General features: G+C 37.0%; 10 protein-coding genes. 9 read left to right on the forward strand and 1 reads right to left on the reverse strand.

Annotated elements, in window-relative coordinates; genetic code table 11:
• The first annotated feature begins 180 nt into the window (after window positions 1-180).
• The 3 genes from RV17_RS12615 (at window position 181) to RV17_RS12625 (ending at window position 3,332) form a co-directional block, all read left to right on the forward strand.
• Entirely contained in the window at window positions 181-1,509 is a 1,329-nt protein-coding gene (locus RV17_RS12615; protein ID WP_067481320.1) for a C1 family peptidase, read from the forward strand.
• Between the two features lie 236 nt (window positions 1,510-1,745).
• The gene (locus RV17_RS12620) at window positions 1,746-2,579 is read left to right on the forward strand and encodes a fructosamine kinase family protein (protein WP_071869408.1); all 834 of its coding nucleotides are present in this window, start codon (window positions 1,746-1,748) and stop codon (window positions 2,577-2,579) included.
• 15 nt (window positions 2,580-2,594) lie between these two features.
• The gene (locus tag RV17_RS12625; RefSeq protein WP_067480208.1) at window positions 2,595-3,332 is read left to right on the forward strand and encodes an acyl-ACP thioesterase domain-containing protein; all 738 of its coding nucleotides are present in this window, start codon (window positions 2,595-2,597) and stop codon (window positions 3,330-3,332) included.
• A 63-nt stretch (window positions 3,333-3,395) separates the two neighbouring features.
• Here the strand turns inward: RV17_RS12625 and RV17_RS12630 are convergent, their stop codons facing one another.
• Window positions 3,396-4,364 (reverse strand): asparaginase, encoded by a 969-nt coding sequence (locus tag RV17_RS12630; RefSeq protein ID WP_071869409.1) that lies wholly within the window; start codon window positions 4,362-4,364, stop codon window positions 3,396-3,398.
• A 247-nt stretch (window positions 4,365-4,611) separates the two neighbouring features.
• Between RV17_RS12630 and RV17_RS12635 the strand changes: the two genes are divergently transcribed.
• From RV17_RS12635 to thiI, 6 genes are all read left to right on the forward strand, one after another.
• Window positions 4,612-5,445 (forward strand): DUF72 domain-containing protein, encoded by an 834-nt coding sequence (locus RV17_RS12635; protein WP_071869410.1) that lies wholly within the window; start codon window positions 4,612-4,614, stop codon window positions 5,443-5,445.
• A 17-nt stretch (window positions 5,446-5,462) separates the two neighbouring features.
• Entirely contained in the window at window positions 5,463-6,308 is an 846-nt protein-coding gene (locus tag RV17_RS12640; RefSeq protein ID WP_067480214.1) for a Cof-type HAD-IIB family hydrolase, read from the forward strand.
• Between the two features lie 34 nt (window positions 6,309-6,342).
• Window positions 6,343-6,879 (forward strand): pyrophosphohydrolase domain-containing protein, encoded by a 537-nt coding sequence (locus RV17_RS12645; protein ID WP_067480217.1) that lies wholly within the window; start codon window positions 6,343-6,345, stop codon window positions 6,877-6,879.
• A 232-nt stretch (window positions 6,880-7,111) separates the two neighbouring features.
• Window positions 7,112-8,833, forward strand: a complete 1,722-nt coding sequence (locus RV17_RS12650; protein WP_071869411.1) for a septation ring formation regulator EzrA — start codon at window positions 7,112-7,114, stop codon at window positions 8,831-8,833.
• 1,226 nt (window positions 8,834-10,059) lie between these two features.
• The gene (locus RV17_RS12660; RefSeq protein ID WP_071869413.1) at window positions 10,060-11,202 is read left to right on the forward strand and encodes a cysteine desulfurase family protein; all 1,143 of its coding nucleotides are present in this window, start codon (window positions 10,060-10,062) and stop codon (window positions 11,200-11,202) included.
• A gap of 16 nt (window positions 11,203-11,218) precedes the next feature.
• Entirely contained in the window at window positions 11,219-12,430 is a 1,212-nt protein-coding gene (gene thiI / locus RV17_RS12665) for a tRNA uracil 4-sulfurtransferase ThiI (protein WP_071869414.1), read from the forward strand.
• Window positions 12,431-12,459: the final 29 nt, after the last annotated feature.

Consider the following 12,459-nt stretch of genomic DNA (forward strand, 5'->3'; position numbering starts at 1 on the left):
TGTCGTAGGTTCGAGTCCTACTGCCGGAGTAAGAATAAAAACACAACTTTTTGGAGTTGTGTTTTTTTGTTTTCCATTTGAATAGTTGTTCTCCTTGGGAAAGTCTATTTAGCAGATTGAAATTAGTAGAGTAGAAGAGTAGAATGATGGTTGTATCATGGATTTGGAAAGGATGATTGGATGTCAGCTATTACACCTGAGATGACAAAAAAATTTGAGGAACAATTTTTAGAAAACAATAAACAACAGGCGCTACAGCGTACCGTTGTGAAAAACGGAATTTCTGCATCAGCAGAGAATATTTCTGCTCATGTTGCAAATACACCCGTATTTTCAATTGATTTAGCAACAGGGAATGTCGCAAATCAAAAACAATCTGGACGCTGCTGGATGTTTGCAGCATTGAATACGTTCCGTCATAAAATGCTTACTCAATTTCAATTAAAAGATTTTGAATTATCACAGAATTATACTTTTTTCTGGGATAAGTATGAAAAAGCAAATTATTTCTATGAAAATGTTATTGCAACTGGTAAAGAGGATTTAACAAGCCGTAAAGTAGCCTTCTTGTTAGCAACACCACAACAAGATGGTGGCCAATGGGATATGATTGTTTCTTTATTCCAAAAATATGGAGTAGTTCCTAAATCTGTTATGCCAGAAAGTGCAAATAGTTCTAATTCTCGCGACTTAAATAATTATTTAAACAAAATTTTACGTAAAGATGCAGTTACTTTGCGCAAAATGGTTGCTGAAGGATTACCTGAAGCAGAAATTCAAGCTAAAAAAGAAGGAATGCTTAAAGAAGTGTATCAATTTTTGGCTATTTCATTAGGCACACCACCAGAATCTTTTGATTTTGAATACCGTGATGAAGACAAAAATTACCATATCGACCAAAATCTAACACCAAAAACGTTTTACGATAAGTATGTTGGTGTGAATTTGGACGACTATGTTAGCATCATTAATGCGCCAACTGAAGACAAGCCTTTTGATCGCTCATATACAGTTGAAATGTTAGGCAATGTCGTTGGTGGAAAAGAAGTTAAATATCTAAATGTTGATATGGAAACATTTAAAAAATTAGCGATTGCACAATTGGAACAAGGAGAATCTGTTTGGTTTGGCTGCGATGTAGGTCAATCTTCAACTAGAGATAGTGGAATCATGGCGCTAGACGCGTATGATATGAATGATTTATTTGATGTTGATTTTACAATGACTAAAGCTGAACGTTTAGATTTTGGTGAAAGCTTGATGACCCATGCAATGGTCTTAACGGGTGTTGATCTAGTGGACGATCAATCAACTAAATGGAAAGTTGAAAATAGTTGGGGAGAAAAAGTTGGAACAAAAGGTTTCTTTGTAATGAGTGATGAATGGATGGATGAGTATACTTATCAAATCGTTGTTCGAAAAGACTTATTAACTGAAGAACAACTTGCGGCATTTAACGCAGAACCAATTGTTTTAGCACCTTGGGATCCAATGGGCGCTTTAGCTTAATCAAAATAGTATGGGCTGTATGGCCTAAATAGTTGATTATTCGAAAGAAATCCAGTTTAGACAAATCATTGACTTGATTTGCTCTGAACTGGTTTTTTTAGTTTTGTTCTTCAATCGAGGAACAATGTTTTTTTAATCAGCTATGCTATAATTTTTAATAACAGAAAGGTTAAATAAGTGCTGTGGGTAATTGAGAAATGAAAGGGTTGAGTTATTTACATTAGGGGGGGAATAAGATGGAAATTCAATCGGTGCTAAAAGAATTAAATCTGACTGGTAAAGTTGTACCAGTTGTTGGTGGGGATGTCAATCAGGCATATCGAATCGAAGACCAAACGAGAACTTATTTTTTAAAGATTCACCCAAAAGTCAAACGTCGTTTTTTTGAAGTCGAAGTGAATGGTTTGAAAGAATTGTCACCTTATGTCAGAGTTCCTGAAACCTATTTATTAGGCGAAACAATCGAAGGAGCTTACTTGCTAATGGAATGGATTGAGCCTGGAAGTGGGGATCAAGCAGACTTAGGACGTGCCTTGGCAACAGTACATCAAGCAACGGCACCACAATTTGGTTTTTATGAAGATAATTATTTAGGTATTTTGGAACAAACGAATACTTTTGAAGAAAATTGGTGGACCTTTTTCTTTAAGAATCGACTAGAAAAGCAACTCATGATTGCAGAAGCGAATAATCATTGGAATCACTGGCGACAAGAAAAATTTTTTCGATTCAAAGAAGCTTTTTTACGAGATGTCGGGAAACAAAAGATTATCCCGAGCCTCTTGCATGGTGACCTGTGGAGTGGTAATGTTTTCTTTGACCAACAAGGACATCCAGTGTTGATTGACCCAGCTGTTTCATATGGTAATCGCGAGCAAGATATAGCCATGAGTCAGTTATTTGGCGGTTTTCGCCCTGAATTTTTAGTAGGCTATCAAGAACTAAATCCGCTGGATAAAGGCTGGGAAGAACGTTTACCTGTCTATCAGTTATATTATTTACTTGCTCACTTGAATATGTTTGGCGAAAGTTATGGTGCGCAAGTTGATCAATTATTAGCTAGGAAGTAAGAGGAGGATAATTTTTTGGCAAAGAAATATTCCAGAAAACATGAAGTAGCATATTACGAATGTGATATTAATCAAACGATGACTTTTCCAGCAATGCTAGGAATCGTGATTAAAACATCAGAGGATCAAAGTGATTCGCTGGGGAGAAGTAGTGACTTTATCAAAAATTTTGGGTTAACATGGGTGATAACTAATTATTCGATGGAAATTACACGACTTCCACGAGTGGGTGAAATCGTCAATGTGACAACCCAAGCAATGGAGTATAATAAATATTTTTGCTATCGAAACTTCTGGATTCATGATGAAGCAGGAAATGAATTAGTAAAGATTGATTCTGTGTTTGTTTTGATGGACTTTGTGAATCGAAAAATGAGTAGTGTGAATGAAGAAATCATCGCACCTTTTGAAAGTGAAAAAATCAAAAAAATTAAAAGACAACCTAAAATCGAGAAAATTGAAGCAGGTTTTATGTTGCCTTATCGCGTTCGATTTTATGACATTGATAGCAATCAGCATGTGAATAATGCAATGTATTTTAACTGGATGATTGATGTTTTGGGCCGTGAGTTCTTAACAACGCATGTACCAAAAAGTGTCGTGATTCGCTTTGATAAAGAGGTTGAGTATGGTCACGAAATCGAAAGTCATTTTGAACAAATTCCTGTGGAAAATGGTGTTAAAACTAGACATGAAATTCGAATGCAGGATCAAATTTACTGTGAAGCGAATATCATGTGGGAGCATAAATAATTAAAGAGAGGCTGGAATAGCTGTACATTTGGTACATTCCAACCTCTTTTTGTTTTGATTTCTTTAGTTATGAATAAATGTAACTAGTTCTTTCGCAGAAAGACCATAGTTGAGCGCAATTAACAATTTTAGTCGTGCTTTTTGACTATTGATGCTATCGCAGAAAATCACACCCATGTCTTCCAGTTCTTTACCGCCACCAGAATAATCATAGACTGGTTCAGCAATTCCATTAAAGCATCTTGAAACAAGAACTATTGGAATTTTTTGAATAAGTAGTTTTTTTAATGCAGCAAGTGTTTGTGGTGGAAGATTTCCTGCACCGAGGGCTTCAATAACTAAGCCATCTACTTTAGTGTGAGCTAGTGCTTCAATCAATTCTCCGTGCATTCCTGCATAGGCTTTTACAATTGGAATGACACCATCCACTGTTGCAATATCTAAGTGACGAGTAGGCAAGAGTTCTTGCATAAAAAGAATTCGATTTTTAGTAACTAAACCAATGGGACCTAAAGTTGGTGTTCGGAAAGTAGCTACGTTTGTGGTGTGTGTTTTCGTTACGTAACGTGCGGAATGAATCTCATCATTCATCACAATCAGGACACCTTTATCTTTTGCTTCAGCACAACTAGCTACTCGAATCGCACTTTCAAAATTATATAAGCCGTCACTACCAAGTTCATTACTAGAGCGCATCGCCCCTGTTAAGACAATCGGAAGTTGCTCGCCAATCGTTGTATCTAAAAAGAAAGCTGTTTCTTCTAATGTATCTGTACCATGTGTAATAACGACACCTGATACGCCAGCTTTGATCGCTTCTTGAATTCGATTCTTCAAAATCAGCATATGATTTGGCATGATATGTGGGGAGGGAAGATTAAAGATATCTTCAACTAATAGCTCCACATTTTCGGGAATTTGGATTTCTGCATCCATTAATGGATTGGCAACATCTGGACTGACGCCACCGGTTAAAACATTTTCTTTCATGGCGATTGTTCCGCCAGTGTGTAGTACAAGAATTTTTTTCATTCGACGACTTCCTTACCAATAATTTTGCATAGAGTTTCATGCTTATTGTATACTATATAAAAGAGTTTTGCTATCTATGAAAACAAGTGAGATTTGGTTGATTCTGTTGATAAAAAGACAAATAAAAGTCTATGCTTATGGAAGTATTTAGATAACTCAGCTTATTTTCCACTATCTTAGCGGAGAATGCAGTTGAGTTTTTCATTTTTAGAAAGCTCTTTGCTAAAACAAATTAGGAGGGAAGTAGATGATTCGTGTAGGTCTGACCTCATTTAAAGAACATGATAAATTAACCGGTAAAAAAAATAATACCTTGTTTGAATATGGCGCATTTTTACCGCTTGTTGAATTAGATACCGCTTATTATGGAATTCCCAGGAAAACATCTGTTGAAAAATGGATTCAAGAAGTTCCTGATTCTTTTCGTTTTGTTGTGAAAGCCTATCAAGGTATTAGTGGTCAGGGAAATTGGCAAGACTATTATCAGTCTGAGAAAGAAATGATTGATAAGTTTTTAGATGTGATGAAGCCGATGAGTGATGCTGGTAAGTTATTTTGCTTTTTGATTCAATTTCCTGCTTCGTTTAAATGTACAAAAGAAAGTGTCGCATATTTACGCAAATTACATGCTTGGTTTAAGGGCTTACCTGTCGCAATTGAATTACGTGACTATTCTTGGTACAGCGAAAACTATTTAGAAAGAACACATGATTTTATGCGTCGTGCGCAGTTTTCATTAGCAATTATTGATGAGCCGCAATTATTGAATGCAACGGTTCCTCGAGATTTGTTTATCACGAATGAGGCCTTCACTTTATTTCGTTTTCACGGTCGAAATGTGCAAGGCTGGCAAGCAAATGATGCAGATTGGCGCAAGAAACGAACACTTTACCGTTATTCGGAAGAAGAACTAGAAGAATTAGCGCAAGAAATCATCGCTTTACAAGACGAAACGCAAGAAATCGGAATTATTTTCAATAATAATTCTGGCGGAGATGCTGCTGAAAATGCGTTGGCATTACAACGTATTTTGGGGCTTAAGCCAGAGGGACTGAATCCAACCCAGATTGACTTATTCTAAGAAGGAGTCGGAGACATATGATTAAAGCAATCTTTTTTGATATCGATGGCACACTGGTTAATAGTCATTCAAAAGTGCTTGCGTCAACAAAAAAAGCAATCCAGGAAGCCCAAAAACAAGGAATCTTATGTGGGGTAGCTACAGGGCGAAGTCCTATACGATTAGAGGAAATGTTAGACGGGCTAGATCTTGATATGTATGTGGTCTACAATGGTCAACTTGTTTTTACAGCAGAAGAGACACTGGTTAGTCAGCCTTTTACACCAGCTGTTTTACAAAAAATCGTTGTATTTTCAGATGAAAATCATCGACAAATTTTATTTGGCGGAAGAGATCGTTTAGAAGGATCGTCTACAATGCTTCTTGCCCAGTCAACAAATATCAAACGTTTAGTTGCGTTATTACCAAAAAAATTTCCGGTCCGTTTATTAAAAAAAATGTTGCAACTTTTTAGTCCACACCGACAAAAAGAAAGGTATGAAACTTTGCCCATTCTGAAAGAGCCAGTTTATCAATGTATTTTGTTGAGCGCAGAGTCGGAACAACAAAAATTAAGTAAAACTTTCCCAGAGTGTACGTTTCAACGTTCGAATACCTATACCGTTGACATGATTCCTAAAGGGGGGTCCAAATTGTTAGGAATTCAGGCATTTGCCAAAGCAAAAGGCATTGAAATGTCCGAAATCATGGCGTTTGGCGATCATTTTAATGATGTAGAGATGTTGAAAGGTGTTGGTATTGGTGTCGCGATGGAAAATGGGCAGCCGAGCGTAAAAGCAGCCGCAGATTATATCACGAAAACAAACGACCAAGCCGGGATATTTGCAGCATTTCAACACTTTGGAATCGGAACATCAAAATAAACCAATTAAGGATTAATGGAAGGGAATAAACAAGATGTCAGACAAGACGCCTTTTGAGCAAGTGGAAGAATTTCATGCAGTATTTGATCCAAGAAAACCAGAGCAGCCCACTGCATTTTCAGAAAAAGAAGCGATTTATCGTGCTGGATTCAAAGCAGAAGAATTAGTCGAGCTGATTGCTGCAACGACTAATGGGCAAAAAGATCAGCTTCATCAGGCTGTCCAACAACTTCATGAAGCAATCGATCAAGCAGAACAAAAGATGCTAACCAAAGAACACTGGGGGCAACAGCCACTCGTTGAACAAGTTGATGCACTAACAGATATCTTGTACTTTACTTACGGATCATTTTCACTTTTAGGCGTTGATCCAACGAACATTTTTGATATTGTGCATCAAGCAAATATGGGAAAACTCTTTCCAGATCAACAACCACATTATCATCCTGTGACCAATAAAGTATTGAAACCTGAAAATTGGGAAAAAGACTACGCGCCTGAGCCACGAATTAAACAAGAAATTGCGAATCAAATTGCTCAAGCACAACAAAAAATCACAGAAAAAGAGTAATTGCTCCTTGATTAAATTCAAGTCTGAATGTAAATTAAATAACCAAAATTTCGTTATGTTTTGCTTAGATAAAAATGAAAGATTTTTTTCTAAGTTAGTGAATGCTCGAAAAGAGTGTGCTATAATCTAAGATAGATGTCTTTTTACACGAAAGATTACTATTGGTTTTTATGCGTGAAAGAATGTTATTTCGTGCGTAAAGAGATGCACATTGAAAACGGAGGAACCTTAAATGGGAAGTAATGTTATCATCGGAATCGTCACTGCAATTATTATTGTAGCCATCGTCGTTTTTCTGGTTGGTTATTTGCTAAAGAAAAAAAATCAAGACCGGTTGAATGCTTTGGAAAAACGCAAGGAAGAATTATTCGACTTGCCTGTGATAGAAGAAGTTGATGATGTAAAGAAGATGCATCTGGTTGGGCAAAGCCAAAATACTTTTCGTGAATGGAGTCAAAAATGGAACGACATATCTACCTCTTCATTTGCTGAGTTAGAAAGCCAAATTTTTGAAGTTGAGAACCTCAATGAAAGTTTTCGATTTTTAAAAGGCAAGAAAGCTGTCATAGTTGCTGAAGCTACTATGGATAAAATGGAAAAAGAAGTTACTGAGATCCGTGATGGTTTAAAAGAATTGCGCGAAACAGAAGAACGTAACTCTTTAGCTGTCCAACAAGCTTTGGATGTCTATGAAGAATTGAAGAAAAAAGTCAATGAGGACGAAAACGAGTACGGTCCGGCAATCGCTGAGTTACGCAAACAAATTAAGACGATTGAAGATGAATTTACTAAATTTGTAACGTTAAATACCTCAGGTGATCCTGTCGAAGCCCGTGAAGTTTTGGATAATGCTGAAAAGCGTACGTATGAAGTTGAAGCTTGGATGAAAAAAGTACCACCTTTATTCGAAGACTTGAATACAACTTTCCCAGAACAAATCGAAGAGATCAACGACACTTATACAAAGCTTTTGAAGGAAGAATATGTTTTCCCAGAGGAAGATTTTGCGAACGATATTGAGCGTGTGAACAAACGAATTGAAAGTTCACTTGCGAATCTCGAAAAAACAGAAGTTGAAACGGTTGAAATCGAAAATCGTGAAACAGCTGATTTGATCGATTCGTTATACGATGTATTAGAAAGAGAAATGGAAGCCAAAGCATATGTGATGAAAAATCAAGCAACGATTGACGAGTATATCACACATGCAACAAAAAACAATCGTCAATTACTGATTGAATTGGATCATACTTCTCAAAGCTATGCACTAAATCATAACGAGATTGGTCGAGTACGTGGTTTCCAATCTGAAGTGGAAGAAATCGAGCGCCAAAATACACAGATGACACCACAAATTGAGAAACATGAGATTCCTTATTCTGAAGTACGGACTTTTTACAAGAATGTCTTCAAAGTCTTGGAAGATATCGAAACTCAGCAAATTGAAATCGATGACTCATTACATGAATTACGAAAAGGTGAAAAGATTGCGCAAGAAAAAATCGATGTGTTTGAATTTAAATTGCGTAGTCTAAAACGTTTTGTTGAAAAACAACGTTTGCCAGGCTTACCAAAAGACTATCTAGAGTTCTTCTACGTAGCAACTGACCGAATTGAAGAATTAAGTGTTGTTTTGAATAAAATCAGAATCAACATGGAAGAAGTCAATCGCTTAGTTGATCTTTGCGAAGAAGATTTGGAACTACTGGATAAGAAAACGCATGACTTAGTAGATGCTGCTGCATTGACTGAACAAATGTTGCAATATGCAAATCGTTATCGTCATACTCATGCAGAAATCAAAGAAGCAATTGATAAAAGTTTTTATTTATTTAATAAAGAAAATCAATATCAAGAAGCTTTGGATGAAATCGGCACAGCATTAGAACGTGTGGAACCAGGTGCATTTAAGCGAATTGAAGATTTTTACTTCAATAATCCTGACTTAGTTTAGTTAGCCAACGCTTAGTTTGCATAATCAACAATAAATAAAGAAAAGAAAGTAGGAAACTGATCCTACTTTCTTTTTTTGTCTGTTTAATGGAAGAAAGTAAGCTGTGGAAAATTTTTTTTGGAGAGGTAGTGTTTTGTCAGTTGTTTGCTATCTTTTCGGAGCTGACTGCTTGGTGTCATAACCTAATTTACGGTGTTCCCAAAGTAGCTTCTTCGGTAATAAGTCCTCTTTTCTTAAAAATATGGAAAGCTATTTTTAGAAAAGATTCCTTATTACTTGAAGCTAAGCACTTTGCGCCACAACCTTTTTCACGGTGTACCCCAAGCAACTCCTCTACGTAGCTTTCAGTCATCTCAAAATATGAAAAACTATTTTGAATGCCTGCTCGCTATCTTTTCGAAGGTGAGCGTTTTGCACCATAACCTTATTTACGGTGTTCCCAAAACAACTCCTCCACATAGCTTTCAGTCATCTCAAAATATGAAAAACTATTTTGAATGCCTGCTCGCTATCTTTTCGGAGGTGGGCGTTTTGCGCCATAACCTTATTTACGGTGTTCCCAAAGTAGCTTCTTCGGTAATAAGTCCTCTTTTCTTAAAAATATGGAAAGCTATTTTTAGAAAAGTTTCCTTATTACTTGAAGCTAAGCACTTTGCGCCACAACCTTTTTCACGGTGTACCCCAAGCAACTCCTCTACGTAGCTTTCAGTCATCTCAAAATATGAAAAACTATTTTGAATGCCTGCTCGCTATCTTTTCGAAGGTGAGCGTTTTGCACCATAACCTTATTTACGGTGTTCCCAAAACAACTCCTCCACATAGCTTTCAGTCATCTCAAAATATGAAAAACTATTTTGAATGCCTGCTCGCTATCTTTTCGGAGGTGGGCGTTTTGCGCCATAACCTTATTTACGGTGTTCCCAAAGTAGCTTCTTCGGTAATAAGTCCTCTTTTCTTAAAAATATGGAAAGCTATTTTTAGAAAAGTTTCCTTATTACTTGAAGCTAAGCACTTTGCGCCACAACCTTTTTCACGGTGTTCCCAAAACAGCTTCTTTGGCAATAAGCTCTCTTTTCAGAAAAATATGGGAGACTATTTTTAGAAAAGCTTTCTTATTGCTTGAAGCTAATCGCTTTGCACCACAACCTCTTGCAAAAAAAGAATTCTTGAAAGCATATAGGACAACCGTTATAATAGAAAAGAATTTCAAAAAAGAGGGGTTTCTTATGATATATTTTGACAATAGCGCGACAACCCCAATTTTTCCGCAAAGTTTAGATGCCTATGTGAAGACAAGTCAGCGGATTATTGGGAATCCATCAAGTTTACATGACTTGGGTAACCAAGCCAATCGTTTATTACAACAGGCAAGAAAGCAGATTGCTGAGCTTATTGGCGCAACTCCAGAAGAAATTTATTTTACCTCTGGTGGAACAGAAGGAGACAATTGGGTTCTAAAAGGCACAATGATCGAGAAACGTGAATATGGCAATCATTTGATTATTTCTGGAATCGAACATCCCGCAGTGAGTGAAACCGCCGAACAACTGAAAGAATTAGGAATGGAAGTTAGTATTGCGCCTGTGGATAAAAATGGTTTCGTGATTGTAGAAGAGCTTAAAAAACTAGTTCGCAAAGAAACCGTGCTGATTTCAATCATGGGTGTCAACAATGAAGTTGGATCCATTCAACCAATTCAAGAAATCAGTGAATTTTTAACAGACTATCCAAAAATTCACTTTCATGTTGATGCCGTACAAGCAATTGGAAAAGTTTCATTTGACCAATGGTTAACCGAACGTGTTGATTTTGCGACATTTTCTGCGCACAAATTTCATGGACCTCGTGGAATTGGTTTTATTTATTGGAAAAAAGGTCGTCGCTTAGCACCTTTACTAACTGGTGGAGGACAAGAAAACAATCAACGAAGCGGGACGGAGAATGTTCCTGCAATCGTCGCAATGGCAAAAGCATTACGACTTTCTTTAGATACGAAAGCACGAAAACCTGAGCATACACAAAATCTTAAAACGGCATTAATCGGTGCGCTGAAAACGTATGACAAGGTGACGATTTTTTCTGAAGGAGAAAAGTATGCGCCACATATTTTATGTTTTTCATTAAAAGGAATTCGTGGTGAAGTACTCGTACATGCGTTGGAAGAAAAACAAATCTTTATTTCAACAACGAGTGCTTGCTCTTCTCGTAAACACATGGCTAGTAGTACATTACATGCGATGCATGTTCCTCATGATTTGGCGACATCTGCTGTCCGAATTAGTTTGGATGAAAGCAATTCAATGGCTGAAGTAGAACAGTTTATGATTATTTTTAAACAACTTTATCAAAAGTTCTCAGCTATTAATTAAATGAAGGAGTGTTCCTGTGAAATATAGTGAAATTATGGTTCGCTACGGTGAACTATCAACAAAAGGGAAAAATCGCAAAACGTTTATTATGCAGTTGGCACAAAATGTGCGTCAAGCGTTAAAAGAGTTCCCAGAAATCAAAATTCATGCAGATCGTGATCGCATGCATCTATTGTTAAATGGTGCAGATGGTCATTTGGTTATACCAAAACTTGCAAAAATTTTTGGTATTCAAAATTTTTCACCAAGTATTCGTGTAGAAAAAGATGTTCAAGTCTTAAAAGATAGTGTTCAAGCAATCATGAAAGAAATTTATACAGGTGAGCAAACATTTAAAATTGTTGCGAAACGTAGCGATCACGATTTTGAATTAACCAGTAATGAATTGAACCAAACACTGGGAAACGCTGTATTCGATATTTTCCCAGAAATCAACGTTCAAATGAAAAAACCAGATATTCCATTACGTGTGGAAATTCGTCGGGATGGCGCCTACCTGTCTTATGAAACAATCAAAGGTGCGGGGGGACTACCTGTCGGAACAAGTGGTAAAGGGATGTTAATGTTATCTGGCGGGATCGACTCACCTGTTGCGGGCTATTTTGCTATGAAACGTGGTGTCGAAATTGAAGCTGTTCATTTTGCTAGCCCACCTTATACAAGTGAGCAAGCCTTACAAAAGGCAAAAGACTTAACTGCTAAGTTAGCACCTTATGTGGGAACAATTCAGTTTATTGAAGTACCATTTACAGAAATTCAAGAAGAAATAAAAAAATCAGTCCCACAAGGATACTGGATGACGATTACTCGTCGAATGATGTTACGATTAACGGATGAAATCCGTCGCATTCGCAATGGGTTGGTTATCTTAAATGGTGAATCATTAGGCCAAGTAGCTTCTCAAACATTGCAAAGTATGGTTGCAATCAATGAAGTAACAAATACACCAATTATTCGTCCTGTGGCAACAATGGACAAACTAGAAATTATCGAAGTTGCTGAAAAAATTGATACATTTGAGTTATCCATTCAGCCATTCGAGGACTGCTGTACTATATTTGCGCCGCCACAACCAAAAACGCGTCCAAACTTGGATAAAGTTCATCAGTATGAAGAGCGTTTAGCGATTGATGAAATGATTGAGCGTGCGCTGGCAGGGTTGAAAATCGTGGGTATTCGTGTGGAAGCTGCTCAGGAGCAAGAAGAGGAATTTGCTGATTTGTTGTAAAAGGTTGTGGCGCAAAGTGCTTAGCTTCA

Source organism: Enterococcus thailandicus, assembly GCF_001886265.1.
Taxonomy (GTDB): domain Bacteria; phylum Bacillota; class Bacilli; order Lactobacillales; family Enterococcaceae; genus Enterococcus_B; species Enterococcus_B thailandicus.

Excerpts from the sequence above, each read along its gene's own strand:
- RV17_RS12650 (WP_071869411.1), top strand. The coding sequence starts at position 7,112 with ATGGGAAGTAATGTTATCATCGGAATCGTCACTGCAATTATTATTGTA.
- RV17_RS12660 (WP_071869413.1), top strand. The coding sequence starts at position 10,060 with ATGATATATTTTGACAATAGCGCGACAACCCCAATTTTTCCGCAAAGT.
- RV17_RS12635 (WP_071869410.1), top strand. The coding sequence starts at position 4,612 with ATGATTCGTGTAGGTCTGACCTCATTTAAAGAACATGATAAATTAACC.
- RV17_RS12640 (WP_067480214.1), top strand. The coding sequence starts at position 5,463 with ATGATTAAAGCAATCTTTTTTGATATCGATGGCACACTGGTTAATAGT.
- RV17_RS12615 (WP_067481320.1), top strand. The coding sequence starts at position 181 with ATGTCAGCTATTACACCTGAGATGACAAAAAAATTTGAGGAACAATTT.
- RV17_RS12620 (WP_071869408.1), top strand. The coding sequence starts at position 1,746 with ATGGAAATTCAATCGGTGCTAAAAGAATTAAATCTGACTGGTAAAGTT.
- RV17_RS12630 (WP_071869409.1), bottom strand. The coding sequence starts at position 4,364 with ATGAAAAAAATTCTTGTACTACACACTGGCGGAACAATCGCCATGAAA.
- RV17_RS12645 (WP_067480217.1), top strand. The coding sequence starts at position 6,343 with ATGTCAGACAAGACGCCTTTTGAGCAAGTGGAAGAATTTCATGCAGTA.